Raw genomic sequence first — 25,620 nt, forward strand, 5'->3', positions numbered from 1 at the left:
GGACGTCACTGCGAGAGCCAGGCCCGGTCGAGAGCGGAGCGCGAGTAGAACGCGTCGTTCTCGTAGCCGTGCAGCTTGTTCGCGTCCCAGACCTCGAAGTAGACCGGAACTGCGGCCGGCACGACCTCGAGGACCTGTTCGGCGGTCTCCGTGGCGAGCTGATCCACGAGGTCGGCGTACTCCTCCGGTGAGGTCGCCGCCTTCGCCTGCTGGAGCAGGGTGCGGGCCTTCTCGGCGTCGGGGTTGCCGTCCCAGTGGTTGTACACGCCGCCCTCGAGCAGCACCGGCTCCAGGTAGAACACGGCCGAGGCGCGGGGGCTGCCGGGGATGGCGACCAGGTCGGTCCACGATTCGCCGGTCGTGAAGATCGGCGAGATCTCGGCGAGCGGCGTCGCCTTGAGGTTCAGAGTGATCCCCGCCTCGGCCAGCTGCTGCTGCATCATCTCGTAGACGGGGTGGTGAGCCGCAGCGACGTCGCCCATATAGCTGAGCGTGATCTCCGGACTCGGCTCACCGGCTTCCTCCAGCAGACGCTTCGCCTCATCGAGATCACGCGTGTAGTACGGCAGATCCGCGGTGTCGGGAGCGCCCGGATCACCGGCCGGCGGCACGAAGGAGACGCCGGCATTGCCGAGCATCGCGGTGTCGACGAGCGCCTGCCGGTCGAGGGCGAGCGAGAACGCCCGGCGCACGTTCACGTCTGCGAGCGGTCCCTCCTCGGGGTTGATGTAGATCGCGAGGTTCTGACGGAACGCGGCGTCACCGAGCGTGAAGCCCGAGCTCGCCGCCTGCTGGGCGAGGCTCCCGTCGATGAACGACGCTGCCTGCACGCTGCCCTGCTGCACCGCGGCGAGCAGGGTGTTCTCGTCGGGGTACAGCTCGAAGACGATCTTGTCGAGGGAGGGCTCGTCGCCCCAGTAGTCCTCGTTCTTCTCCATCGTGATCGAGACGCCCTGGTTCCACTCGGTGACCTGGTAGGCACCGGTGCCGGCCGTCGTGGTCTGGCGTTCCTCTTCCGTGGCGGTGCCGTAGCCCTCCTCGCTGACGATGAAGAAGGTCTGGCGTGCCGAGACGGCATCGAGGAACGTGCCGTCCGGCTGGCTGAAGCGGAACGTCACCTCGTGGTCCCCGGTGGCCTCCACGCTCTCCATGCTGCTGAGGTAGGTGGCATTCGAACCGCCGTCGGCCCGAGTCTCGAAGGAGTACACCACATCGCCCGCGTCGAAGGGGCTCCCGTCCGAGAACGTCACGTCATCGCGGAGCTGGAACACCCAGGTGAGCTCGTCCGGCTGATCCCACTCGGTCGCGAGCGCCGGTTCGACGGTGCCGTCGTCGTCGCGGGTGAGCAGCGTGTCGTAAGCGATCGAGTCGATCACCTCCGCGGCGATGGCCGAGGCGACCATCGGATCGATGCCTCCGGCCGAGGGCTCGGCGGGCACACCCCAGGTGAGGGTTCCGCCCGCGACGGGCTCCCCCGCATCCTGCTCTCCGGTGCCGGCGCCGCCGCCGGATGTGCATCCGGCGATCGCCAGGGTCACGACGGCGAGCGCCGCCGCCCCTGCCCAGTGTCGTCTGTTCATGAGGGCCTCTTCTCCGTTCGGGTGTGCTGCGTGGATGTCGTGGTGCGGTCGGGAGTCGGCTCACCGCCGCGGCGCTGCGCACGCCGCCCCAGTGAGAAGGCGGGTTCGCGGCGTGGGGCGAGGTAGTCCTGCATGCCGTCGGCGAGCAGGTTCCAGGCCGCGGACAGGAGGATGATCACCAGCGACGGCAGGATGATCAGCAGAGGCTGCATCTGCATGAAGCGCGTGAACTCGCTGATCATTCGGCCTGCCGACGGCTCGGGAGCCTGGACGCCCTGTCCGAGGTAGCTCAGCGCGGCCTCGATCAGCACGACCTGCGATGCGACCGAGGCGAACTGCACGAACAGCGGCGTCAGCACGTTGGGCAGCAGATGCTCGATGATCACTCGGGTCGGACGGACTCCGCTGAGCGTCGCAGCGAGCACGAAGTCGCGCTCTCGGAGGGCGATCACCGGAGCTCGCATCACCCGAGCGAAACCCGGAGCGAACACGAGCCCGAGGGCGAGGATCAGAGGCCATGGCCCGTTGCCGATCACGACGCCGACGACGAGGGCGACGAGGATCGCCGGCAGCGCGAGGATCGCATCGACCACGCGCATGATGACCGAGTCGACCCATCCACCGACGTAGCCGGCGACCAGCCCGAAGAACGTGCCGATCACCGCGCCGAGCAGAGCCGCCGCACCCGAGATGATCAGGCTCGTCCTCGCGGCGAGTGCGAGCCGGGTGAACGTGTCGCGCCCCAGGTTGTCGGTGCCGAGCAGGTGCTCGAGGCTCGGGGGTGCGAAGGCCGGTCCCGACGCCACGAACGGATCGTACGGCGGCCAGAGCGACATCCACCCGGCGACGATCAGGATGATGCCGAGGATGCTCGCTCCGCTCCAGAACGCGGGACCGAGTCGACGACGGGCCGGACGACTGCCGGTGACCTTGGCGAGGGCGAGTTCTCTTGTGACGGTCATCGCGTGTGCACCCTCACTCGGGGATCGATCAGCGGATAGAGCAGGTCGACGACGAAGTTGATGACGACGTAGACGACGCCGATCAGCAGCACGGTGGCCTGGATGATCGGATAGTCGGATGAACGGATGCCGGTGAGCAGCAGGGAGCCCATGCCGGGCAGCGAGAAGACGGCCTCGATGACGACGGTTCCTCCCACCAGCGCCGCGAGTTCGATGCCGATCACGGTCATCACCGGGATGAGTGCGTTGCGCAGGGCATGACGCCCGACCAGTCGGCGGGGCGAGGCGCCCTTCGCCCGAGCCGTGCGCACGAAGTCCTGGCCGAGGGTGTCGAGCAGGGTGCCGCGCGTGTACCGGGCGATGATCGCGGCGAGCACGATCCCGATGAGCAGAGCGGGCAGGATGAGCACCCCGATCGCGCGCAGCGGGTCGCCGGCCGCCCCCGAGTATCCGACGAGCGGCAGTCGCAGCGTCAGCGAGTTGACGAGGATCAGCACCGTTCCGAGGACGAACGGCGGTGTCGCCAGCAGCACGAACGACATGCCTCGCACGACGTTGTCGGGGGCGCGACGCCAGCGGGTCGCCGCGAGCACTCCCGCCGGGATGCCGAGGGCGGTGCCGAAGAGCGTCGCCATCACGGCGAGGGTGAGACTGAGCGGCAGTCGTGTCGCGATGAGGTCCGACACCTCACCGGGCACCGTGATGGCTCGGCCGAAATCACCCTGCACCACGCCGAGCAGCCAGACGAAGTACTGCGTGATCCACGGCTGATCGAGGCCCAGCTCGGTGCGCAGCGCCGCGAGCTTCGCGGGATCGGGGTTCGCGGGGTCCGCGAACGCCGCCAGCGGGTCGCCGGGGATGATCCGCACCATCGAGAACACCAGGATCGACAGGACGAAGAGCACGAACAGCGACGAGAGCACTCGCTGGAGGATGTATCGGGTCACCGTCGCCTCCCGATCAGACGAGCATGGAGTCGGCGGCCGCGAACTCGCTCAGATCGTCGGTCGACTCCCCGTCGAGGGCGAGCTCGGCGAGGACGCGGCCGAGTGCGGGGGTGAACTTGAAGCCGTGCCCCGCAGCGAGGCCCACGATGATGTCGGGATGCTGGGGCAGTGCGCTGAGCACGAAACGGCGATCCTTGGTGAGCGCGTACTGACAGGTGACGGTCCGCAGCTCCGGGCCTGCTCCCGGGATGACGCCGTGCATGAACCGGGTGAGCTGCTCGATGAGTTCCGGGGCGGGGACGAACGACCGGGCCTGCGGAGTCATCCGGTTCTCCGACACGTCGCGTGCCGCTTTGATCGTCGGCTCGCCGTAGGTGGGGAATCCGTAGTAGCACTCGTGGTCCTCCCAGATCCAGACCGGGAACACCGCGCGGTCGTAGTCCTCCGGTTCGGCAGGGCGGAAGTAGCTCACCTGCTCCTGCATGATGTCGAGAGGGATCGTCGCACCCAGCGGGTCGAGCAGGCTGTTGGTCCAGGCATCCGTCGCGAGGATCACCTTTCCGGCGCGGATGTCGCCGTTCGCGGTGTGCACGATCACCCCGTCGCCGTCCGGGGTGAGGCTCTCGACCGGTGTGCGGTCGCGGATGTCGGCCCCGTGCACGCGGGCGCGCATCTGCAGCGTGGCGACGGTGCGCGAGGCATGGGCGATCCCGGTGTCGGCGGTGTAGACGGTCTCGACGTTCTCGGGCACCCGGAACTGCGGCCAGCGCGAATGCACCTCGTCGGGCGAGAGCAGCTCGTGCTCGACCCCGCACTCGGTGAGCGCGGCGGTGAAATCCGACGCCGAGTACGGACCGTCGGTCGGCAGCAGGATCACGCCGCCCGTGATGGTCAGCAGACGCTCTCCGGATTCCTGCTCGAGGTCGGCCCAGTCGCGGTACGCGGACTGGGCGAGACGCACGTAGGCGCTGGAGCCGTAGGAGGTGCGCACGATGCGCGACGTGTCGTGCGAGGCGCCTCGTACGTGCCCGAGCTCGTACTGCTCGAGCGCGACCACCTTCGCTCCGCGACGGGCCAGGTGGTAGGTGGCTGCGCTGCCGAGCGCTCCCATCCCGACGACTGCGACCTCGAACGACTCCATGATGCTCCGTCTCTGACGCGACCGGTGCAGCCCACCGACCTGTTGTCGTTCAGTGTGCGGCTCGCCGCACGGCCGCGACTATGGGCCGATGTCCCATGTTGTGCGCGCAGGAATGTGCGTTCGATACGCGCAGAACGGCAATGTGTCACGAAGAAGTGGACGAGGTTTCCCCCGCGTTTCCGATCGCACGACGAAGCCCCCGCACGCTGTCGCGTGCGGGGGCTTCGCCGGTCTCGTGTCCCGTCGACGAGTTCGGGGACGATGCAGCGGGGGACTACTTCGAGACGAGCTCCGAGGGAAGGTCCTTCGCCGTCGAGATCGCGCGGTGCTGCCGCACGGTCATGGTGAGGATCGCGCCGACGATCATGATGCCGCCGGTGATGTAGAGCGCGATCGTCGCGACGCCGGTGGTGTCCTTCACGAAGCCGATCAGGTACGGGGCGGCGAAGCCGGCGAGGTTTCCGGTCGAGTTGATGAGTGCGATGCCTCCGGCGAGCGCGGTGCCGGCGAGCATCGAGGTCTGGAAGCTCCAGAAGATCGCGGGGATCGACAGTGCTCCGGCGTTCGCGAGGCAGAGTCCGATGATGCCCCAGACCGGATCGGTGCCCGCGATGATGCAGATCGCGAAGCCGGTGGCGCTGAGCAGGAAGGCCGCGGCGATGAACCGGCGGCGCTCCCCCGCCCGGTCCGAGAGGAAGCCGAAGGTCACCATCGACACGATCGCCGCGAGGCTCGGCAGCGCGCTGAGGAACCCGATCTGCACGGTGTCGGTGATGCCGAGGTCGCCGATGAGCGTGGGCAGCCAGAAACTGATCCCGTAGAGGGCGAAGTTGTACGAGAAGTACACGGCGGTGAGCAGCCAGATCAGCTTGCTCGTGAAGACCTTGCGCAGCGGGGTCTCGGCTTCGTCGACGCGCTCGGCGGCGAGCAGGGCGCCGAGGCGATCGCGCTCGGGTTCGGTGAGCCAGGTGACGGTGCGGTAGTCCTCCTGCAGGCAGAACAGGATGACGATGCCGAGCACCACGGTCGGGATCGCCTCGATGACGAACAGCCACTGCCAGCCCGCGTGGCCCCAGACGCCGTCCATGCCGCTGAGGATGAAGCCGGAGACCGGGCCTCCGATCAGGCCGGACGACGCGAGGGCGATGTAGAAGATGCCCCAGGCGCGACCACGTCGGCTGGCCGGGAACCAGTGCGCCATGTAGAAGAGGATGCCGGGGATGAAGCCGGCCTCGGCGACACCCAGGAGGAAGCGCAGCAGGTAGAACATCCACTCGCTGTCGACGATGAACATGAGCCCCGAGATGAGACCCCAGGTGATCATGATGCGCGCGATCCAGCGGCGGGCGCCGACCTTGGCGAGGATGAGGTTCGAGGGGATCTCGAAGATGAAATATCCGATGAAGAACAGGCCGGCGCCGAGGCCGTAGACCACGTTCGAGAAGCCGAGGTCGGCGCTCATGGTCGCCTGCGCGTAGCCGATGTTCACGCGGTCGAGGTAGGAGAGGAAGAAGCCGAGCATCGCGAGCGGGAGCACGCGCAGCATCACCTTCCGGAAGAGCTTGTCGTCGTTGACGGTCATGGGGGGGTCCTTGGTCTTGTGTCAGGAGGAGGGGTCGGGAAGGGGGCGGGGCGCGTACACGCGCTGGGCGGTGTCATGGAAGACCGCTCGCTGGGCGTCGGCGTCGAAGGTCGAGAGGATCTCCCGGTACCCGTCGACGAGACCCGGATAGTCGATGAACATGCCGTCGACGGGGAAGTTGCTGCCGAACATCACCCGCTCCGCACCGAACACGTGCACGAGGGTCTCGATCGGGCCGCGGTTCGCCTGCACGGTCCAGGGCGTTCCGGCGACGCAGAGCCCTGAGGCCTTGATCACGACGTTCGGCGCCTCGGCGATCCGCTCGAGGGCGGCGCGCCATGCGGCCACGGTCTCGTCGTCGCGGTCCGCGAGGACTCCCGCGTGGTCGATCACCAGGGTGGTCTCGGGGACGTCGTCGGCGAGGCGACGAGCCTCGTCGAGGTTCCACCACGGGGTCTGCAGGTCGAAGTGCAGGCCGTGCCCGGCGAGGCGCGCATAGCCGTCGCGCCAGGCGTCGTCGCTCAGCAGCGATCGCACGCCCGCCGCGGCCTCGGCGGGCGATGCCGCCCCACCCGGCTTGTGGCGCACGCTCTTCACGGTCGGCACCGCGGCGAGTTCGGCGAGCCGATCAGCGGCATCCGGAGCATCCAGCCACGCCTGCGCGACCATCGACCCCGGCACGCCCGACTCCTCGCGATACCTCTCGACCGCGCGCACCTCGTCGAGGCCCTCGCCCGGCACCCACTCCGCCTCCATGTACACCGAGGCGATGACGCCGGTGCCCGCGATGTCGCGCAGGTAGTCGGCGGGCAGGTAGTCGCGTTTGATGGGCTCGTAGTCGCCGTAGCGGTGCGCGACCCGCGCACCGGGAGCGAGCCAGGGGTGACGCCCGAGATCGAGATCCCACACGTGGTGGTGGGAGTCGATGATCGGCCCGTCGTAGAGCTCAGGCATGTGCGACCGCCTTGCGCACGCCGCGCCCCTCGAAGTCGATCGACAGCGAGCCGATCAGGTAGATCGCGGCGCAGACGGCGAGGTAGATGAGCACCGCGGTGTAGCCGCCGGTGAACTGCACGAGCAGACCCGCGACGATCGGCACGACGATGCCCGCCGAGGTGCCGGCGAAGTTCATGACGCCGCCGACGACGCCCACGCGCTCGGGCTTGGCCAGACGCCCCGGGATCGTCCAGTACAGACCGCCGAACAGGTTGAAGAAGACGCCGATGCAGAGCAGCGTCACGGCCGTCGTGGCGTCGTTCACGAACGGCAGCGCCACGAGCGCCATCAGGCTCAGCGCACCCGAGCCGCCGAAGAGCAGCTTGAAGGCGCGGTTGGGCGACATGCGCTTCTGCAGGGTGTCGGCCAGGATGCCGCTGAGGATCTCGCCCACGGCACCGCAGAGGAAGATGAGGAACGTCGCGAAGCCCATCGCGGCGAGGTCGAGCCCGCGCGCCTGGGAGAGGTAGGTCGGGCCCCAGGTGACCAGGCCCCAGAAGACCATGGCCCAGCCGATGCGTCCGACGACCATCCAGAAGACCGTCGCACGGCTCATGCCCGGCGGGTCCTCCTGCGCACGCTCTTCGGCGCCGCCCGAGCGGATGAGCTCCTCTTCGGCGCGGTTGACGAGCGGATGCTCCGACGGGTGGTTGCGGATGAACAGGGCGACGCCGATGCCGATCACGACCGTCGCCAGACCGATGATGACGAACGACCAGCGCCACGATCCCGTCGCGGTGATGAGACCCGTGACGACGAGTGCGCCGAACGCCGATCCGAGCGGTGCTCCGGAGTCGATGAGCGTCACGCCGGTCGAGCGGTGCTTCGCGGGCAGCCAGCGGGTGACGAGCTTGTTGGCCGAGGGCATGTAGGGCGCCTCGAAGGCCCCGAGTCCGAGCCGGCTCAGCACCAGCATGACCGCATTCACCGCGAGACCGGCGAGAGCCGTGAACGACCCCCAGATCACGGCGGCGATGCCGATGACGCGGCGCGGCCCGAACCGGTCGGCTGCGGCGCCGCCGGGGATCTGGAACAGGCAGTAGGTCCAGAAGAAGGCGGAGAGGATGAGCCCCTGCACGGCAGGCTCGAGGAGGAACTCGGCGCTGATCGTGGGCAGCGCCACCGAGAGCGACGCGCGGTCGATGCAGTTGATCGTGTAGAAGACGAAGAGCACGACGATGACCCACCAGCGGATCTTCGTGGGGCGTGCGGTGCGGGCGGCGGTGCCCTGGTCGACGGTGGTCATCAGTGGTCCTCGGAATGGGTCTCTGCGGATGGGGGATCGGTCGGGAGGGAGGAGAGGTCGAGCCGGTAGACGCGCGCGGCGGTGCCGTGGAACAGCGCGTCGAGCCCGGCGGCGTCGAGGTCGGCCGCCCCGGCGAGGATCGTGTCCATCACCTCGTCGAAGTCGGCGGCCGTGAGCGTGGCGACGGGCAGGTTCGAGGCGAACAGGGCGCGGTCGGCACCGAAGATCGCGAGGGTGTCGCGGACGACCGTCTCGTTCGAGACGCGATCCCAGCGGTTGGGGTGCAGGCCCAGTTCCGAGACCTTGACGACGGTCTGCGGCAGGGCGGCCAGGCGCTCCATGCCGTCGCGCCACAGACGCAGCCCCTCGTCGGAGCGGTCGAGCGGCAGCCCGCAGTGGTTCACGACCACGGGGAGGTCGGGGAAGTCCGCGAGCACGTCGGCCGCCTCGGCCAGGTGGTAGAACGGCACGCGCAGGTCCCACGAGAATCCGTGCGCCGCGAGGGCGGCGATCCCCTCGACCCATTCCGGGTCGTGGAGCGTGCCCGCCCCGGTCGCGCTCTCGCCGGCGCGGGCGGCGATCACGGGCTTCGAGCGGATGCCGCGCACGATCGACCGCGCCGCATGCGCGGCCAGCACCTCATCGCGGTCGGCCTGCAGGAAGCCGACGTGCGCGACGGCGGCGAGCGGGAACCGCCCGCCGGTGGCGTCGCTGAGACCCTGGAGGAAGTCGTCCTCGGCCACCTGCTCGCTGCGGCTGCGCTCGGCCTCGCAGTGCACGGTGCCGATGACGTTCCAGCCCTCGGTCGCCGCCCGATACTCGCGGGGCAGGAAGGTGCGGCGCATGGCGTTGTAGTCGCCGAGGAAGAAGTCCTCGTTGTACTCGTCCTGGATCCACGGCCAGTGTCCGTCGCCGGCGAGGTCCCAGAAGTGGTGATGGGCGTCGACGAGCCGCAGCTCGTACCCCTCGGGCAGGCGCGATCGGCGGATGCGGCGAGCGGCCTCGACGCTCACAGCCGCACACCCTCCACGAACGCGGCGCGCACGTCGTCCGCGACGCCGTCGAGGTCGGAGATCCGGATGAGCTCGCCCTCGGCGACGTCACGCACGAGGCGTGCGCCGGAGAGCAGGTAGTACGCGGCGGCGAGCGCGTCGTCGGTGTCGCTGAGCGCGTCGGCGCGGTCGATGATCACGGGGCGGACGCCGTCGATCTCGTGGTGGTGTCCTCGCACCTCGAAGGTCGTGCCGGCGACGAGTGCGGCCGAGGCCCGGGCGGCGAGCACGGTGTGGTGGCGCGGCTCGGCGAAGGGGGTCTGGCCCGTGGTCACGGCGTCGATCGTGAGGGGGGTCTCGACGCCCATGAAGTGGTACGGCCAGTAGATGCAGGCGTACTCGCCCGAACGCGAGACGATGTGCCCCTTGCCCGCGAGCAGCTCCCAGACCTCGGCGTCGCCGGTGGTGACGATCGTGAAGACCCCTCCGGCGAAGCTCGTCTCGCCGGGCAGGCGCAGCGCCGAGAAGACGTCGACCGCACGGTCGGTGTCGATCAGGCCGCCGTCGGAGCGGCGGGCGTAGATGTCGGCGAGCTCGCTGGGGCGCGCCACGGGATAGTGCATCCGCTCGACGTCGGCGGTCGCGCCCGAATAGAGGGAGACGACGGCCATCTCGCAGGAGTCCGCGGCGGCGGCGCGCTTGAGCGGAGCGACGATCTCGGCGCGGGCGGCGAGGGTCTCGGCGATGTCGTCCGCGAGGACCAGGTGGTCGCTCAGGCCCGCCGCGTCGATGCGCTCGCCCTGCTGGTCGAGGATGCCGGTGGCGGGGTCGTAGACCAGGTCGTACTCGCCGGACTTGCCCAGCGCGACGACGTGCAGGCCGACCTTCTCGACCCAGTCGAGCAGACGCAGCAGGTTCGCGGGCTGGTCGCCGTCGCCGGGGAGGTAGCCGACGCCGCGTTCGCGGGCGGCCTTCGCGAGCGAGACGCCGGCGACGCTCTCGATCTCCTTGCTCACCATGACCACGGGGATGCCGCGGCTGATCGCCTCGGCGGCATAGCGGTAGCCGGCCTCGACGCGTCCCGACGCCTCGACGAGCACGTCGATCTCGTCCCAGCGGACGTCGTCGTGCCCGGGGATCGGCTCGGCGTCGGGGAGCCCGCCGAGGTCGGCGATGAGGGTGCGCACGCCGTCGACGTCGGGGTCGATGAGCTGCGTCGCCGTCATCCGGTCGATCGATCGGAGCTGGGCGAGGAAGGTGCGGCCGAAGCCTCCACGTGCGCCGGTGAGAGCGACGCGGATAGGAGCGCGGGTCATCGGTGGTCCCCTCTGCACGGGACGTTCCGTGCGGTCATGCGGTGCCCGGGGAGCGGGTTCTCCCGTGGGCGTCGATCACTTTTCCACAGTCATACAGAATTATCAAATTTGTTCACATGGATTCACACGTGGTCAAATGGTGTCACCTATCCCGAGGAGGACGCGTGATCGAAATCGGCGCAGTCGCAGACGACTTCACCGGCGCGACGGATCTCGCCATCGCGCTGCGCGAACGAGGCTTCCGCGCGGTGGTGTCGATCGAGGACGCCCCTCTCGACGCACAGGAGCTGGGCGATGCGGATGCCGTCGTCGTGGCGCTGAAGACCCGCACCGCCCCGGTGGCAGACGCCGTCGCGCAGAGCGTCGCCGCCGTGCAGGCCCTCGAGGCAGTCGGCTCGCAGCGGTTCTACGTGAAGTACTGCTCGACCTTCGACTCCACCCCCCAGGGCAACATCGGCCCCGTGCTCGACGCCGTGCTGGACGAGCTCGGCGAGCAGCGCACGATCGTCGTCCCCTCGTTCCCCGACAACGGCCGCACCGTCTACCGGGGCCACCTCTTCGTGGGCGAGGAGCTGCTCGAGCACTCCCCCATGCGGCATCATCCGCTCACCCCCATGACACAGTCCCGGTTGCGCGACATCCTCGCCCCGCAGACCACCCGTGAGATCCACGAGGTCTCCGCGCCGACCGTCTGGGAGGGGCCGAGCGCCCTCCGCACCGCCCTCGCAGCCGAGTCCGCCGGCTACACCGTCGTCGACGCGATCACCGACGCCGATCTCGAGACCATCGCGACGGCGGTCTCGGACTGGCGCGTCGTGAGCGGCGGAGCCGGTCTCGCCCTCGGCATGACCGGCCCGCGCCCCGGCACCCTCTCGCAGATCGACGCCGTGCCCGGTCGACGCCTGATCGTGTGCGGCAGCGCCTCGGCGAAGACCCGTGCGCAGATCGCCCATGCCGCCGCGACCCTGCCCGCACGCAAGCTCGACATCGAGGCCGTCGCGAACGACCCCGAGCGGGTCATCTCCGACACCCTCTCGTGGCTCGGTCAGCTCGATGCCGCCGAGATCCCCCTCGTGTACACGGTCGGGTCGCTCGACGACATCCGCCGCGGATCCGACGGCAACACCGTCGCCGGCGGCATCGAGACCGTGCTCTCCGAGATCGTCTCGCGCGCGGCGCACGACCTGGGGGTCGCCCAGGTGATCGTCGCCGGCGGCGAGACCTCGGGCGCGGTCGTGCAGCACCTCGGCATCCAGCGGCTGCACATCGGCCCGCGGATCGCGCCGGGCGTCTGCTGGAGTGCCGCCGACTCCCTGCACGGCCCGCTCACCATCGCACTCAAGTCCGGGAACTTCGGTTCCGAGGACATGTTCACCACCGCCTGGAGGGCGCTCGATGACCTCACCGATTGACGCCCTGATCGCCGCGGGCGCCCGCGTCGCCGCCGCCGGGATCAGTCCCGGCAGCAGCGGCAACGTGAGCACGCTCGCCGACGACCTCGTCTACATGACGGGCACGGGGACCGACCTCGGTCGCCTGTCGGAGCGCGACATCGCCGTCGTCACCCGCGACGGGGAGTTCGTGCGCGGCGCGAAGCCCTCGAAGGAGCTCGCGCTGCATCTGGCCTTCTACGCCAAGAACCCCGACCACACGGCGGTCGTGCACCTGCACTCCCCGTTCGCGGTGGCGGCGAGCTGCCTCGAGCCCTGGTCCGACACGAGCGCGATCCCCCCGCTGACGCCCTACTTCGTCATGCGGGTCGGCCAGAGCCCGCTCGTGCCGTTCCGCGTGCCCGGCGACCCGGACCTCGCCGCTCAGCTGCTCGCGCTCCCACATCCCTTCCACGGCGCGCTGCTCGCCAACCACGGTCAGATCGTCTCCGCGCCGACGCTGGATGCGGCGATCGAAGCCACGATCGAGCTCGAAGAGGCCTGCCGCATCACGCTGCTGACCGATGGCCGGCCCCGACGCCTGCTGCCCGCCGAGGACGTCGCCGCGCTGGCCGCCCGCTGGGGCACTCCCTGGACCGAGAGCGCCACCCTCGTTCGCTAGGCTGACCACGACATGACGAAGCCCGCCTCTGCCGCATCGACGCCGCTCATCCCCGAGCAGCGCCGCGAGCTGATCGTCAAGCACCTGCGTCGCGAGGGCGTGCTGAGCTATCGCCAGCTGACCGACCTGCTGGGCGTCAGCCACATGACGATCCGCCGCGACATCTCGGTGCTCGAAGAGGCGGGGCGCGTGCTGGCGACCCCGGGCGGCGCGAAGATCGCGTCGCGTCTGGTCACGGAGCCCTCGCGGTTCGAGAAGGCCCGTCAGGACGTCGCCGAGAAAGACGGGATGGCCCGCCACGCGGCCTCCCTCGTCACCGAGTCGATGACCATCTACCTCGACGCGGGAACGACGATCCAGGCGATGCGTCCGCACCTCGAGAGCATCCGCGATCTGACCGTCGTGACGAACGACCTCGCGATCATCGCCGCGTTCCTCGACCACCCCACGGCCGACATCATCGCGATCGGCGGCCGCGTCGAGAAGGCGAACCAGTCGACGACCGGCCGACTCGCCGCCCTCACCCTGCACGAGCTGTCGATCGACATCGCCTTCCTCTCGTCGTCGTCATGGGATCTCCGCCGCGGCGTCACGACACCGACGGAATCGAAGATCGCGCCCAAGACGGCCGCTCTCGAGAGCGCGAGCGAGACGGTTCTCGTCGCCGGCAGCTCGAAGTACGGCACGTTCGGCCGCTACCGCGTGCTCGACCTCACCGATCTCGACATGATCGTGACGGATGCCGGCCTCAGCGACGCCACCGCCGCGGGCATCGAGGAGCTCGGCGTCTCGGTCGTGCGGACCTAGCCGAGCCCGCTGTCGAGGAACACCCCGACGCGGTCGCCGTCGAGCACGAACTGCAGCGCCTCGGCCGAGGGGTAGCGGGCGGTCAGCTCCTCGGGGGTGCCGCTGCCGACGGGCACCTGCACGGTCGCCGGGAAGACGCCGATCCCGCATCCGGAGTAGAAATCTCCGCCATAGGTCCAGTCGTTCTGGTCGAAGCCGTCGACCGGAGGGATCTCGGCGGTCTTGACGACGGCGATGCAGCGATCGCGCTCGTCATCCGGGTCGCGGGGCTCGGTCCATCCGGGGTAGCTGAACACCGTGAACCCGAAGAAGTCGGCGCCGAGCGTGTCGTCGTCGGCTCCGAACCAGCCTTCCGGGATGCGGTCCGACGCGTCCGTCAGACGCAGCGTCTCGACCTGCGGCGCTCCCGACGACGCCGACACGGCCGGGGTCGACGAGAGGGTGAATGTGACGACCGCAGCCACAGCCGCCGCTCCCACGACGGACGCCGCCCACCAGGTGGCGCGGCGTCGCGCGGCCTGCTCCGTGCGACGCGCAGCGGCGGCTTCGGCCTCGGCATCCGTCGGGTCCGCCTCGTCGTTCACGGCCCGCTCGATCGCCCGCAGGACGTCGGCGTCGTCGGTCGTCGCGGGCACGGAGCCGGCGACGACAGCCGACCCGCGCGTCTGTCCGGGTGCCGCCCTCGCTGCCCGCGCGGGTGCCGACTCCGATGCCGCTGACGATTCACGTGCGGGTGACGACACCGCCGCGCTCCGTGCCGACTCGAGCTCGTGCAGTCGCCGGACAGCCGCGGCATCCATGGCGATGTCGGCATCGCGCCCATAGGCGCGAGCCCGAAGCTCGCGCAGTTCTCTCTCGGCAGCAGCGTCCATCTGAGGCATCGTCTCATGTCGGGGTCGGCATACACGACAACGGGCGGGTGGGGCGTGACACCGCCCCACCCGCCCGTGCCGGGGGTCTTACTTCTTGAACGCGTCCTTGACGTTCTCGCCGGCCTTCTTGGCATCGGCCTTGACCTGGTCGGCCTTGCCTTCTGCAGCGAGCTTGTCGTTGTCGGTCGCGTTGCCGATCGCTTCCTTCGCCTTGCCGGCGATGTCCTGAGCGGCGTTCTTGATCTTGTCGTCGAGTCCCATGAGGAGCTCCTTTCGTGAGGGTGATCGTTGACGGCGGGAGGATTCCCGCCGTCTTATCGCCGTTGCTCTGCGCGACCGACGATAAGTCTGTGAGTGCGTGTCAGCCACGCACCTTGTCGAGTGCCTTCTTCGCGGCCTTGGCCGCCTTCTCGGCCTTCTTCTGCCGTTCCTTCTTGGCCTTCGGGTCGTTCCACATCCGCACGAGCTGATGCCGGACCGACTCGCCCTTGTTCACCTGCACGGTCGCCGACCGGCTGCCCAGGATGTAGGCGACGAAGGCGATGGCGCCGATGAGGAGGATCTTGTTTCGCATGATGCTGATTCCTGCTTCCTGATTCCTGGGTGACCCGACCGGCGGAGCGGTCAGGACAGCCGACGCTGATCGTGGGCGAGCCGTGCTCGCAGTCCGGTGTGGATCGAGACGAAGGTCTCGGTCTCGCGGCCGGTGAGCGTGGCGAGGTTCGTGAGGAGCCGGTCGACATGGTCGACGAGCTCACGCGGGTCGGTGTTCTGGCGCGGCGTGACGGCCACGTGCAGCACGGGCTGGCGACGGATGTCGTTCGCGGTGACCTGCGCCGAGAGGATCTCGTCGCGGGTGGCCAGCGAGTTCTTCACGGCATCCGACACGAACGACTCGGTGACCGTGACGCGTCCGAGCGGGTTCTGCGCTCCCGTCGAACGGAACACCGTCTTGGAGCGGCGGCCGGCGATGCTGATGAGGGCCACGACGAGCAGCACGATCACGACGACGATCGCCGCCACGGCGCCGATGCCGATCCACGAGAGGGCACCGCCCGCGATCGCCGTCGAGGCGATCGCCTGGTCGAGCCACGAGCGGGCTCCGTCGCCCGCCGACTTCCAGATGTCGGCGGCCGTCGGCCAGCTCATGATGGCGATGCCGAGCGCTCCGAGGGCGAGGAACAGCAGTCCGATGATGAGCAGCAGCGTGCGGTTCAGCGCACGATTGGTGTTGTTCACAGCTCGTCCTCCGTCTCGGTGGGGCGCTCGACGCGCACGCGGGTGCGCACGCTCCTGCCCAGTCGGTAGTTCTGCAGCTGCGCCTCGGCGGCGGACTGCACCGCACCGCGGTCGAGCGGGATGCCGGCGCCGGGGCGCACCGTGACGTCGACGCTGCGGTGGCCGACCCCCACGGTGATGTTCTCGCGGGCGAGCCCCGTCTCCTCGGAGAGGTGCTGGGCGAGCGCGCTCGCGATCACGCCGTTGTCGACGACGACAGCCCGATCACCGGCCTCGAGGGTGTGCTTCGAGAGTCGGCCGGGGGTGATGGCCAGCACGATGAAGACCAGGCCGATCAGAGCCAGCACGACGCTGCCTGCGATCACGAGGCCCGCGGGCTGTGCGGTGGGAAGCCCCACCAACCATCCGCCGGCCGCCGCGGGTCCGAGCAGGAGTGCCGGCTGCGCCGCGAGGCTCAGCACGATCTCCAGCCCGATGTAGGCGAGGGCGAGGATGAGGAGGACGACCGCGACGAACATCGCGACGGTGCGCGGTGAATGCGTCTCGCGACGCACGACGCGACGCAGTACCGGGGTGGTCATCGCACTCGTCTCCTTTCGGGAATGGTGGCACCGGTGATGGTGAGGGTGATCCGTGTGACGTCGCGTCCGAGGACGCCCGAGAGATCCTGCTGCAGCTGCTCCTGCAGCTGTCGGGCTCGTTCGAGGACGGGAACGCTCTGGGAGATCGCGACGGTGTCGTCGAGATCGGGAACGGGCAGCGGGGTCGCGATACGGACGGCGATCCCGCCGGGGTGTTCGGCGACATCGACCTTCACGTCACCGCGCGGCACACCGATCAGGGTCGCGGACGCCTGCTCGGTGACCGTGCGGTACACGCGCTCCTTGACGTCGACGCGACCCGGGACGGTGGCCTGTCCGGTGGCGACCCCCGCGGGGCCGCCACCGGTGGCGATGTGCTGGTCGACTCGCATCAGGAGGTGCGCCGCCCTGTGAAGGCGTCCGCGAGACCGCGGACGTCGATCTTGCCGGACATGATGCGTCCGATGATCGCGCCGACACCGGCGAACAGAGCCATGAGGAGGAAACCCCAGAATCCGAACATCAGTGCCGCGAGGGCAAGGAGCGCGCCGATCAGCGCGCCGGTCGTGGTCGGTGTCATGAGACTCGCGACTCCTCGTTCTCAGCGGTGTCGTCACCGGGCACGTGCACGTCGTTGACCTCGACGTTGACCTCGACGACCTCGAGGCCGACCAGTCGGGTGATGGCTCCGGCGACGGCGGCGCGCACGTTGTTCGCGACCTCCTGGATCGGCGCCGGGTACTCGACGACGATCGTGATGTCGGCCGCGGCCTGGGTCTCGCCGACCTCGACCTTGACGCCCTGCGCCAGGTCGGTCGCGTTGATCACGTCGCGGATCGCACCGAAGGCGCGTGCTCCGCCACCACCGAGCGCGAAGACACCGGCGACCTCACGGGCGGCGATGCCGGCGACCTTGGCGACCACGCCGTCGGCGATGACCGTCTTGCCCGCGGCATCCGCGTCGGCGGGGATCCGCGACGACGAGAACGACGACGAGCGGTCCACGCGGGAGGGGGAGCCCTGCGCCTTGGGCGCGGCGGGCGTCGGGGCCAGCTCCTTCTCGGCGGGAGTGGCGGCGGTGTTCTGATCCTGAGTTGCCATGACAAGTCCTTCGTCTCACGTATTGCCGGCTGCGAGACCTGGTGGCCTCACCGGGAGCGTTGTGGGTCGCTCACAGATAGGACGCACGGGGGTGGGGATTCGTCACACATTCGTCGGAACTTTTTTCTGACGGGTGCCGAGATGGCGGAGAACGTGCGCATCCTGACTGCCCGAGACCTGTCGCCCTGCCCCGATCGACGCGAGGATGAACGGATGAACAGTGCTTCCGCCACCGCCCTCCTCGTCATCGATGCGCAGGAGTCGTTCCGTCAGCGACCCGACGAATGGGCCGCCACCGCGAACCCCGCCGTCATCGCCCGCGTCGCGAGCCTGGTCGACCACGCGCGCCTGGTCGGCGACCCGGTCGCGTGGGTCACGCATTCCGAGCCCGGCAGCGGCGGCGTGTTCGACCCCACGCTCGGGTTCGTGCGGGTGTTCGCCGAGCTCGAGCCGCACGACGACGAGATCGCCGTGACCAAGACCACCGTGAACGCCTTCACGTCGACCGACCTGGAACATCGTCTGCGCGAGCTCGATGTGACGAAGGTCGTCATCTGCGGCATCCGCACCGAGCAGTGCTGCGAGACGACGGCCCGCATGGCGAGCGATCTCGGGTTCGAGGTCGAGTTCGTGACCGACGCCACGACGACCTCGGCGATCGAGGCGACCGGAGAGCTCTCCGCGGTCTCGGGTGAGGACATCATGCGCCGCACCGAGAGCATCCTCGCGGCTCGCGGCTTCGCGACCGTGATCCGCACGGCCGACCGGGTGGGCGTCTCGGCCTGAGGCCGAGCACCGCGGTCCAGCGCCTAGGTTGGAGGACATGTCCTCCTCCCCCGCTTCGCTCCCCCGTCTCGACGGTCGCACGATCCTCGTCACCGGGGCGAACGCGGGCATCGGCTACTGGTGCGCCGAGATCCTCGCGGCACACGGCGCCAGGGTGCTGCTCGGATGCCGGTCGGCTGAGCGCGCGGAGATCGCGGTGTCGTCGATCCGCACGCAGGTGCCCGGCGCGGATCTCGGCATCCTGCCTCTGGATCTCGGGTCGCTCGGGAGCATCGCGTCTGCCGCCGCGGCGCTGGACGAGAGGCTGGATGCGGTCATCTGCAACGCCGGCGTCAAGGCGGCCGATCGCGGTGTCCGCACGGCCGACGGCCTCGATCTGATGGTCGGCACGAACGCCCTGGGCCACTTCGCCCTCCTCGCGCAGCTCGCACCGGCGCTCGCCGACGATGCGCGCGTCGTGGCGGTCGGCTCGCTCGCGCACCGCTTCGCGGAGATCGACCCCGCGACGCTCGCCCAGCCCTGGACCGGAGCCTCACTGCGTCAGTACGGCCGGTCGAAGGCTGCGCTCATGGCTCTCACCTTCGAGCTCACTCGCCGATGGAAGGGGTCGGCGCGCTCGGCTCTGTGCGCACATCCGGGCTATGCGGTCGACCCGCTCACCCCGCCTCGCGAGGGCCTCGCGCCCGTCTCGGCCGTGGCGCGCGCGCTCGCCTCGCTCAGCCGGCCGCTCGTGCAGGGCAAGGATGCCGGGGCCGCGCCGATCGTGCATGCGGCGGTCGCCGCCGATGCCACCGGCGGCGACTACTGGGGGCCGGGCGGGCTGCTCGAGTTCCGTGGGGCGCCGACGCGGGTGCGCGCGAGCGAGCAGGTGCGATCGGCGGCGGTCGGCGCCGATCTGTGGAGCGTGGCCGAAGAGCTGACCGGCGTGCGCTTCGCGGTCTGAGTCCGACGTCAGGGGACCACGGTCCTCAGCGCGCGGGGTTCATGGCTCAGCACGCGGTGATCACGGGTTCAGTCCGCCTCGATGACGTAGGCGCCCGAGGCGTCGGTGAAGCGCCCTGTCTGTCCGGCCCTGGCCTCGCGCACGAACCCCGCGACCCACGGGAACCGGGCGACGAACGAGTCGACCGACCACACCTCGTGATTCGCCGCATCGTTCATGTAGGCGTCCGACTCGAGCCCCGTCACCGACCGCAGGTCGCTGCCCGTGAAGGTGACCCACCGCGGCGGATGCTCGGCGTGCAGCTTCGACAGGAAGACCGGCGCGTTGCCTGCGAGCCCCGGAGACGCGACGGTGTCGTCGCGGGTGACGTCGAGCAGAGCATCCGCGGAGCCGGCAGCGGCGACCAGCGCCTCCCAGCCCTGCGCCGACGCGAAACCGGCCTCGGCATCCGTGAGCAGGCGGAGCGTGCGCACGTGGCCGATCACCGTGCCGTCGTCGGAGCGCACCTCGTCGAACGACGCTCCCCAGCGTGACGGAGTGACCATGATCGCCGAGATCCGGGTGCCGGTGAGGAACGGCTCGGCGTTGCGCCAGGGCCTGCCGACCGGCGGAACCCGGCGGTTCTCGGCCACGTCGTCGCACACGATCCCGAGCGCGACCCGCGCCGCGCCCTGCTGGCCGTCGAGCACCTCGACGGCCAACTCGACGCGCTCGCCCGAATCCGTCGGCATCAGCGACACCCCTGAGGTCATCACCGTGATCGGGCCGCCGGCCGGGCGCTTCTCGACCACGCGGATCGCCCCGCCGATGCGGTCCTCCCACGCGATCGGGTCGGCGCCGAGCGCATCGAAGACGTGGCGGGGGAACTCGAGGCCGTCGGTCATCGGCCCAGTCTCACAGGGTGTCGACGGCCAGGACAACCGCTCTCAGCACTCGGCGACCCAGCGCGAGGAGACGACGACGTCGACACGGGTCACCGACCCCAGCCATCCCTCGGTCTCGACCCGCGCCCGAACCGCCGCGTCGAGGTCGATCACGCTGTGGGCGGCGATCGGCGCGATGTGCAGGGTGAGATCGGCGTCGACGGGGAGTTCCGTGACATCGATGCGCCAGGTCGATCCGTCCCAGAACCGATCGTTGATGACGACGCCGTCCGCCCGGAGCTGCGCGACATCGCCCTCCCAGTCGATCACGAGCTCGACGAGGTCGCCGGCCTTCCGCTCCGCCCGGGGGATCGGGGTGATCCGCCAGACGCCCGCCACCTCGTCGAACTGCGCGCTGTCGGGAGCCGCAGATCGTCCCATCGACTCCCCGTACCGGGCGGGCGGCTCTCCGGCGGGACGCAGCTCGGCCACGAGAGGGGTCGTCGATCCGGGTTCCGCGTCGGTGCGCGTGGCCAGCGGCACGAACTCCCCGCCGCGCCAGACGAGGGGCGACGGTTCGCGCTCCGCGCGCACGACCACCCTGCCGGATTCGCGCCAGACGGCATCGGTCGAGTCGATCAGGTCGCCGCCGAGGTACCAGAGCCGCTCGGCCCCCTCGTCGTCCACGACGAGGATGCGCAGGGCGTCGTCGACGACGATCACGTCGCCGGGGCTCAGATCGAGCGGCGCATCGGCATTCCGCTCCTGACCCCGCAGCAGCACACGCGAACCCGCGCCGAGCTGCACCCGCGCGGGGATGCCGTCGTGAGCGCGCAGCACGAGCGTCGGCGGCTCATCGCCCGAGCCCGTCGCGATGCCGGAGGCAGATGCGGTGGCCCATTCGAGACGGACTCCGGCGACGTCGATCCGCAGCGGCCAGCGGGCGATCACGCCGCTCGGGATGTCGATCGGACGGTCGGGGACGAGGAGGTCGCCGTCGGCGAGCGGGATGCGGAACTGCACCCCGGTCGATCCGGGGAGCGGTTCGTGCGGCTGATGCGTGTTCAGGAAGAGGAATCCGCGGGCCCCGTCGCTGCGCACGGCCCAGCGCAGCGAGTCGAGGTCGTGCACATCGACGGGTGCGCCGTCGGGAAGCGAGCTGAAGGTGTCGGCGAGGAACGGACCGAAGGCCGCGAGGAAGGCATTGTGATCGCGGAGCACGCCCAGGCTCGGACCCGGCCGCCCCGTCGCGCCGACGGCGGCCTGGAAGTCGTAGTCGAAGCGCGGGAGGTCGTTGGGGTATCCCGTCGCGAGGCTCTCCTGCAGCCCGTCCTCCGGGTTCACGCCTCCCGCGTACATGTAGAAGCCCTGCCACGCCGAGCCGTTGCCGATCTTCACGTTCGCGAGGGCGGCGATGTCCCGACCGCGTGCGATCGGACGCCGGTGATACGCCGTCGCCATGCCGCCGCCCAGCTCGCAGGTCGACGGCGGGAACTCCGGATCGATCGGCCGGATCACGATCTCCGCGCCCTCGTCGCGGAAGTCGCCGCCTACTCCCGGGTCGTCCCAGACGTGCGTGAACCGGAAGTGATCGCGGAAGCTGTCGTCCCAGGTCGAGCCCTGCCCGGCCCAGAAGCCGTCGGCGTACCCGCTGTAGAGCGGGAAGACCTCGTGTGCCGGGAGCACGGCACCGCCCCAGGCGGTCGCGGTCCACAGCGGCGCCGAGAGACCGGCCTCCTGCGCGAGGAACTTCAGGGTGGCGATGTGGTCGGGCTGGTCGTGCAGTTCGTTCTCGAGCTGGATGCCCACGATCGGCCGATCCGGCCCGCAGAACCGTCGCACCTCGTCGGCGATGCGGCGGTACCACTCGCGCACGAGGTCGAGGTACTCCGCGTCGTTCGTCCGCGCGCGGTCGCCCAGCGCCGCGACCACCCAGTCCGGGTGGCCGCCGTGACGCGCCTCGCCGTGGCACCACGGCCCGATGCGCAGGATCACATCGATCCCCACCCGCTCCGCCGTCTCGAGGAACGCCGCGACGTCGAGGTCGCCGTCGAAGCGCACGCGTCCCCGTTCGCGCTCGTGGTGGATCCAGAACACGTACGTCGAGACCGAGGTCAGGCCGGATGCGACGAGAAGCCGCAGTTCCTCCTCCCAGCGCCGACGCGGGACCCGGCTGAAGTGCAGCTCTCCGGTGACGGGGACGGTCGGAGTGCCGTCCACCTCGATCCAGCGGCTGGTGACCCGCAGGCGCTCGTGGGCGTCGTCGCTGTTGCTCATGACCGGTTCGATCAGCGGCGGGCGGTCATCCGTGAGCGTGATCGTCCGCAGGGTCGACGTCGCGGGCATGGTTCTCCTCCGAAGGCCGTGGCGAGTGTCATTCGAGCCTACGGGCGTCGGCGGCCCGGCTTCAGCGCGCCGGGATCTCGTCGATCGATCGATACACGGGCAGCCCGCGCTCGAGCGCGATCTCGACGTCCTTGTCCGCACCCGCGGAATCCCCGGGCAGGCGCAGCACGGCATCGCAGTGCTGCAGCAGCCGGTGCGCGGTCTCGTACATGACGTCGCCGTCGGCGGACTCCGAGCCGCCGGCATCCGAGCCGCCGGCATCCGTCCCGTCCAGGCCGCGGAGAATCGGCAGCGCGACCCATTCCCCGATCATCGGCACGTGGCCGAGCCGGTGGATCGGTGCAGCGGCCTCTTCGAGGCGCGCGAGATTGCGGGCGATGAGGTCAGGGTCGCCGCCGGTGCCCGAGCGGTAGGGGCCGGCGATCAGGATCAGGAGTGGAGTCGTCATGCGGAAGACTGTATCGTTAACCGTGCAAGAACGTGCAACTTCACGAAAAAGCAAGATCTGAGGAGTCGGATGCTGGGCGCACAGCGCAAGGACCTGCTGCGGGAGACCCTCCGCAGAGACGGCCGGATCGTCGCGAAAGACGTGGCGCGCGACCTCGGACTGTCCGAGGATTCGATCCGCCGCGACCTGCGCGAGCTCGCCGAGGCGGGAGAGCTGGTACGCGTCTACGGAGGCGCGCTGCCGATCGCCGCGGCCGACCGGCCCGTCGAGCAGCGCCTCGCCCTGTCGACCGACAGCAAGCAGCGCGTGGCCCGCCGCGCGGTCGAGCTGATCTCCCCCACGTGCACGATCGTGCTCGACGCCGGCACGACCACGCTCGCGATGGCGCGGATGCTGCCGCGGGGCGCCGATCTGACCGTCATCACACCGAGCCCGACGGTAGCGATCGCGGTCTCCGAGCACTCCGACGCACGCATCGTGCTGATCGGCGGCGAGCTCGCGCGATTCTCGATGGTCGCGAGCGGTCCGCTGGCCATGGAGGCCGTGCAGCATCTCGCCGCCGACCTGTTCTTCCTCGGCGTCACGGGCATCGATCCGGTGCACGGGCTCACCACCGGTCACCTCGACGACGCCGCGACGAAACGGGCGATCGCCGGGCGCTGCGCGCAGACGTTCGTGCTCGGCAGCGAGGAGAAGATCGGCGCGGCCTCGCACTTCCCCGTTCTCGACCTCGCCGCCGTCGCCGGCGTCGTGGTCGACCCGCACGACCGCAGCGCCGTGATCGACGCGCTCGCCGAGCGCGTGCCCGTGCTGCGCTGATCGACCTCAGGTGATGGTGGCGGCCACGATCACCGGGGTCATGGTCGCCACCAGCGCCGCGGTGATCGCGTCGTTCACGGCCTTGGCGACGGCATCACCCGCGGCGGACCCGGCGGTGAGGTCTTCGATCCGTCGCTTGAGGTCCCGCGACGAGACTCCACCGCACTCCTCGCGAAGGATCGCGTGGGCGGCATTGAGGTTCTGCAGGATCGACAGCAGCGCCAGATCGGCCTGCGACGGCGCGGTCGTCCCCGCGAGCACGGCAGCCAGGCGCGACCGGAGCACGTGCTCGGGCGCGGGGTCGGACTCGGGCGTGCGCGCCGAGCCCCAGCCGAAGAACCCGCGCTCCCCCCGCACCAGCACGCCCTGTACCACGAGCGACTCGACGACGACCTCGAGCGGGTCGAGCTTGGGCCGGGTCACGAGCGACTGCAGACGCTTGCCCCGCAGCGGCACCAGTCGCTCGAGCGTCGTGTCGAGGATCGGATTGCCGGTCGGCGCGGTCGACACGATGTCGACCACCGGGTACTTCTCCGCCGACACGGTGACGCGCCCGTGCAGCGCCAGGTCGACGATGACGGCGGCGACCTCGCCGTAGAGGCGGTTGACGCTCACCGCGCTCTCGATCCGTCCGTCAGGCCGGAGAAGCAGCATGTGGAGTTCTTCGACGATCAGCATGCATCCACGCTATGACGTGCTCTCGCGGCCCGGCATCCCCCGAACGGATGACTTCCGGATGCACGGACGCCGCGCCCTCCGAGGAGGACGCGGCGTCCGCGGAGAGGCCTCAGGCGCCGATCTTCTTGGCGTCGTCGGTGTTGAGCAGGCGGAAGAGCACGGCGGCGATGACGCCACCGACCACCGGGGCGACGATGTAGAGCCACAGCGAGGCCCAGTCGAAGTAGCCGCCGACCGAGAGCCCGAGAGCCACGGCCGGGTTGAAGCCGCCACCCGAGATCGAGCCGACGGTCGCCGCACCGACGAAAACCGTGCCACCGATCGCGAGGCCGTAGAACGAGTTGCCCTCGGTGTCCTTCGACGTCGCGGTGTTGAGCACGACCCATACGAGGATCAGCGTGAACAGCGCCTCGACGAAGAACGCCGGGCCGACCTCGATCACCACGGCCTCACCCCCGGAGGGCCAGACGGCGAGGCTCGCCAGCGCCGCGAGCGCGCCACCGACGAACTGCCCCAGGAGGTACGAGACGAAGTCGACGACGCTGAGGCCGCCCCGCAGGAAGACACCGACCGAGACGGCCGGATTGAGGTGAGCACCCGAGATGTGGCCCGTCGAGTACACGAGCACGGCGAGCGTGAAGCCGATCGCGAGCGGAGTCAGCGGACTCTCGCTGTTCACCGCCGCGATGATGGCGAGGACGAAGAGGAAGGTCGCGATCGCCTCGGCGACCGCCTTGCGAAGTGTTCCGGTCATGCGTGTGCCCCTTTTTGTGGATGTCGGTGGAGAGCGACGACCCCGTCGACCGCACACCCCGGCCGACACACCCTCCGTTTCGAGCCCGAATCTAGTGGTGGGCCGCGCTGCCCGTGCAGCGCCGCGCTGCATTCCTGAGTAAATGCTGAGTATGTGTCTCAGCATTCCGGTGTATGACGCGATGCGCGCCGGGCCCGACCTCCAGCCCCCCTCTGTCAGCGACCCGCTCTGTCAACCCCGTCGTGCCCCGATCCCGCGGTTCGTAGGGTCGTCTCATGAACCACGACCAGAGCCACGACGAGATGACGAGCGAGCAGAAGCGCCACGACCAGCTGACGTCCGCACCCGACGCCACGGAGGCCGATGCGGCGCCGCGTATCGACGTCTCCGAACACGACGGCACCACCCGCATCGACATCCGCCCGGATGCCGCGGTGCGTCCGGGGCCGGGCCCCGGCGTCGACACCGACGACACCGACGCCTGAGCGCCGGAGACGCCGAAGGCGGGACCGGTCCCGCCCCGGGGCAGGACCGGTCGGGACCGGGCGGAACTAGTTGCGCGTCCGCGA

The 25,620-nt window shown here is 69.9% G+C and carries 29 protein-coding genes; 7 read left to right on the forward strand and 22 right to left on the reverse strand.

What is annotated here, in order from left to right; translation table 11 throughout:
• Positions 1 to 5: 5 nt before the first annotated feature.
• From HWD99_RS10040 to HWD99_RS10080, 9 genes are all read right to left on the reverse strand, one after another.
• Entirely contained in the window at positions 6 to 1,580 is a 1,575-nt protein-coding gene (locus HWD99_RS10040) for an ABC transporter substrate-binding protein (protein ID WP_241796107.1), read from the reverse strand.
• Positions 1,577 to 2,542 (reverse strand): ABC transporter permease, encoded by a 966-nt coding sequence (locus HWD99_RS10045; RefSeq protein ID WP_241796108.1) that lies wholly within the window; start codon positions 2,540 to 2,542, stop codon positions 1,577 to 1,579. Before HWD99_RS10045 ends, HWD99_RS10040 begins: the two co-directional genes overlap by 4 nt.
• Entirely contained in the window at positions 2,539 to 3,489 is a 951-nt protein-coding gene (locus HWD99_RS10050) for an ABC transporter permease (protein ID WP_241796109.1), read from the reverse strand. The genes HWD99_RS10045 and HWD99_RS10050 overlap by 4 nt, the downstream gene beginning before the upstream one ends.
• A 13-nt stretch (positions 3,490 to 3,502) precedes the next feature.
• Positions 3,503 to 4,630, reverse strand: coding sequence for an N-methyl-L-tryptophan oxidase (gene solA, locus HWD99_RS10055; RefSeq protein WP_241796110.1), 1,128 nt, complete (start codon positions 4,628 to 4,630; stop codon positions 3,503 to 3,505).
• Positions 4,631 to 4,904: 274 nt separating this feature from the next.
• The gene (locus tag HWD99_RS10060; RefSeq protein WP_241796111.1) at positions 4,905 to 6,212 is read right to left on the reverse strand and encodes an MFS transporter; all 1,308 of its coding nucleotides are present in this window, start codon (positions 6,210 to 6,212) and stop codon (positions 4,905 to 4,907) included.
• Between the two features lie 21 nt (positions 6,213 to 6,233).
• Positions 6,234 to 7,166 (reverse strand): amidohydrolase, encoded by a 933-nt coding sequence (locus HWD99_RS10065; protein ID WP_241796112.1) that lies wholly within the window; start codon positions 7,164 to 7,166, stop codon positions 6,234 to 6,236.
• On the reverse strand, positions 7,159 to 8,454 hold the full coding sequence (locus HWD99_RS10070) for an MFS transporter (RefSeq protein WP_241796113.1): 1,296 nt from the start codon (positions 8,452 to 8,454) through the stop codon (positions 7,159 to 7,161). Before HWD99_RS10070 ends, HWD99_RS10065 begins: the two co-directional genes overlap by 8 nt.
• On the reverse strand, positions 8,454 to 9,467 hold the full coding sequence (locus HWD99_RS10075) for an amidohydrolase (protein WP_241796114.1): 1,014 nt from the start codon (positions 9,465 to 9,467) through the stop codon (positions 8,454 to 8,456). Before HWD99_RS10075 ends, HWD99_RS10070 begins: the two co-directional genes overlap by 1 nt.
• Entirely contained in the window at positions 9,464 to 10,762 is a 1,299-nt protein-coding gene (locus HWD99_RS10080) for a homoserine dehydrogenase (protein ID WP_241796115.1), read from the reverse strand. The genes HWD99_RS10075 and HWD99_RS10080 overlap by 4 nt, the downstream gene beginning before the upstream one ends.
• A 164-nt stretch (positions 10,763 to 10,926) precedes the next feature.
• Between HWD99_RS10080 and otnK the strand changes: the two genes are divergently transcribed.
• Genes otnK through HWD99_RS10095 form a run of 3 tightly spaced genes read left to right on the forward strand, consistent with a single transcriptional unit; the run spans position 10,927 to position 13,621 of the window.
• Complete coding sequence (gene otnK, locus HWD99_RS10085) at positions 10,927 to 12,174, forward strand: 3-oxo-tetronate kinase (protein WP_241796116.1); 1,248 nt, start codon at positions 10,927 to 10,929, stop codon at positions 12,172 to 12,174.
• Positions 12,158 to 12,814 (forward strand): class II aldolase/adducin family protein, encoded by a 657-nt coding sequence (locus HWD99_RS10090; protein ID WP_241796117.1) that lies wholly within the window; start codon positions 12,158 to 12,160, stop codon positions 12,812 to 12,814. Before otnK ends, HWD99_RS10090 begins: the two co-directional genes overlap by 17 nt.
• A 12-nt stretch (positions 12,815 to 12,826) precedes the next feature.
• A complete protein-coding gene (locus tag HWD99_RS10095) occupies positions 12,827 to 13,621 on the forward strand; it encodes a DeoR/GlpR family DNA-binding transcription regulator (protein WP_241796118.1) in 795 nt (264 codons plus the stop codon).
• Here HWD99_RS10095 and HWD99_RS10100 read toward each other — a convergent pair.
• The 8 genes from HWD99_RS10100 to HWD99_RS10135 form a co-directional block, all read right to left on the reverse strand.
• A complete protein-coding gene (locus tag HWD99_RS10100; protein WP_241796119.1) occupies positions 13,618 to 14,493 on the reverse strand; it encodes a hypothetical protein in 876 nt (291 codons plus the stop codon). The genes HWD99_RS10095 and HWD99_RS10100 overlap by 4 nt on opposite strands.
• A gap of 87 nt (positions 14,494 to 14,580) precedes the next feature.
• Positions 14,581 to 14,754, reverse strand: a complete 174-nt coding sequence (locus HWD99_RS10105) for a CsbD family protein (RefSeq protein WP_053098095.1) — start codon at positions 14,752 to 14,754, stop codon at positions 14,581 to 14,583.
• A gap of 100 nt (positions 14,755 to 14,854) precedes the next feature.
• A complete protein-coding gene (locus tag HWD99_RS10110) occupies positions 14,855 to 15,067 on the reverse strand; it encodes a hypothetical protein (RefSeq protein WP_241796120.1) in 213 nt (70 codons plus the stop codon).
• A 50-nt stretch (positions 15,068 to 15,117) separates the two neighbouring features.
• Positions 15,118 to 15,732: a hypothetical protein gene (locus HWD99_RS10115; RefSeq protein ID WP_241796121.1), complete on the reverse strand. Its 615-nt coding sequence runs from the start codon at positions 15,730 to 15,732 to the stop codon at positions 15,118 to 15,120.
• A complete protein-coding gene (locus tag HWD99_RS10120; protein WP_241796122.1) occupies positions 15,729 to 16,313 on the reverse strand; it encodes a DUF6286 domain-containing protein in 585 nt (194 codons plus the stop codon). The genes HWD99_RS10115 and HWD99_RS10120 overlap by 4 nt, the downstream gene beginning before the upstream one ends.
• On the reverse strand, positions 16,310 to 16,705 hold the full coding sequence (locus HWD99_RS10125) for a hypothetical protein (RefSeq protein ID WP_241796123.1): 396 nt from the start codon (positions 16,703 to 16,705) through the stop codon (positions 16,310 to 16,312). The genes HWD99_RS10120 and HWD99_RS10125 overlap by 4 nt, the downstream gene beginning before the upstream one ends.
• Positions 16,705 to 16,893 carry a DUF2273 domain-containing protein gene (locus tag HWD99_RS10130; RefSeq protein ID WP_194762314.1) on the reverse strand — a complete coding sequence of 63 codons (189 nt, stop codon included), beginning with the start codon at positions 16,891 to 16,893 and terminating at the stop codon, positions 16,705 to 16,707. The genes HWD99_RS10125 and HWD99_RS10130 overlap by 1 nt, the downstream gene beginning before the upstream one ends.
• Positions 16,890 to 17,414, reverse strand: coding sequence for an Asp23/Gls24 family envelope stress response protein (locus HWD99_RS10135; protein WP_241796124.1), 525 nt, complete (start codon positions 17,412 to 17,414; stop codon positions 16,890 to 16,892). The genes HWD99_RS10130 and HWD99_RS10135 overlap by 4 nt, the downstream gene beginning before the upstream one ends.
• 213 nt (positions 17,415 to 17,627) lie before the next feature.
• Between HWD99_RS10135 and HWD99_RS10140 the strand changes: the two genes are divergently transcribed.
• Together HWD99_RS10140 and HWD99_RS10145 are read left to right on the forward strand one after the other, a co-directional pair.
• Positions 17,628 to 18,200: an isochorismatase family protein gene (locus HWD99_RS10140; RefSeq protein ID WP_241796125.1), complete on the forward strand. Its 573-nt coding sequence runs from the start codon at positions 17,628 to 17,630 to the stop codon at positions 18,198 to 18,200.
• 37 nt (positions 18,201 to 18,237) lie between these two features.
• Entirely contained in the window at positions 18,238 to 19,143 is a 906-nt protein-coding gene (locus HWD99_RS10145) for an SDR family NAD(P)-dependent oxidoreductase (RefSeq protein ID WP_241796126.1), read from the forward strand.
• 68 nt (positions 19,144 to 19,211) lie between these two features.
• On the opposite strand, the gene HWD99_RS10150 is transcribed toward HWD99_RS10145, so the two are convergent.
• The 3 genes from HWD99_RS10150 to HWD99_RS10160 all read right to left on the reverse strand — a co-directional run bounded on the left by HWD99_RS10150 (position 19,212) and on the right by HWD99_RS10160 (position 22,800).
• Entirely contained in the window at positions 19,212 to 20,027 is an 816-nt protein-coding gene (locus tag HWD99_RS10150) for a suppressor of fused domain protein (RefSeq protein ID WP_241796127.1), read from the reverse strand.
• A 42-nt stretch (positions 20,028 to 20,069) separates the two neighbouring features.
• Positions 20,070 to 22,352 (reverse strand): beta-galactosidase, encoded by a 2,283-nt coding sequence (locus HWD99_RS10155; protein WP_241796128.1) that lies wholly within the window; start codon positions 22,350 to 22,352, stop codon positions 20,070 to 20,072.
• Positions 22,353 to 22,413: 61 nt separating this feature from the next.
• Positions 22,414 to 22,800, reverse strand: a complete 387-nt coding sequence (locus tag HWD99_RS10160; RefSeq protein WP_241796129.1) for a DUF4406 domain-containing protein — start codon at positions 22,798 to 22,800, stop codon at positions 22,414 to 22,416.
• Positions 22,801 to 22,869: 69 nt separating this feature from the next.
• On the opposite strand from HWD99_RS10160, the gene HWD99_RS10165 reads away from it, so the two are divergent.
• Entirely contained in the window at positions 22,870 to 23,619 is a 750-nt protein-coding gene (locus HWD99_RS10165) for a DeoR/GlpR family DNA-binding transcription regulator (protein WP_241796130.1), read from the forward strand.
• A gap of 6 nt (positions 23,620 to 23,625) precedes the next feature.
• Here HWD99_RS10165 and HWD99_RS10170 read toward each other — a convergent pair whose 3' ends face one another.
• A complete protein-coding gene (locus HWD99_RS10170; RefSeq protein WP_241796131.1) occupies positions 23,626 to 24,297 on the reverse strand; it encodes a GPP34 family phosphoprotein in 672 nt (223 codons plus the stop codon).
• Positions 24,298 to 24,406: 109 nt separating this feature from the next.
• Positions 24,407 to 25,051, reverse strand: a complete 645-nt coding sequence (locus HWD99_RS10175; RefSeq protein ID WP_241796132.1) for an MIP/aquaporin family protein — start codon at positions 25,049 to 25,051, stop codon at positions 24,407 to 24,409.
• 275 nt (positions 25,052 to 25,326) lie between these two features.
• On the opposite strand from HWD99_RS10175, the gene HWD99_RS10180 reads away from it, so the two are divergent.
• The gene (locus tag HWD99_RS10180) at positions 25,327 to 25,536 is read left to right on the forward strand and encodes a multidrug transporter (RefSeq protein ID WP_241796133.1); all 210 of its coding nucleotides are present in this window, start codon (positions 25,327 to 25,329) and stop codon (positions 25,534 to 25,536) included.
• Positions 25,537 to 25,620: the final 84 nt, after the last annotated feature.

This window comes from Microbacterium sp. C5A9, assembly GCF_022627955.1.
GTDB lineage: Bacteria > Actinomycetota > Actinomycetes > Actinomycetales > Microbacteriaceae > Microbacterium.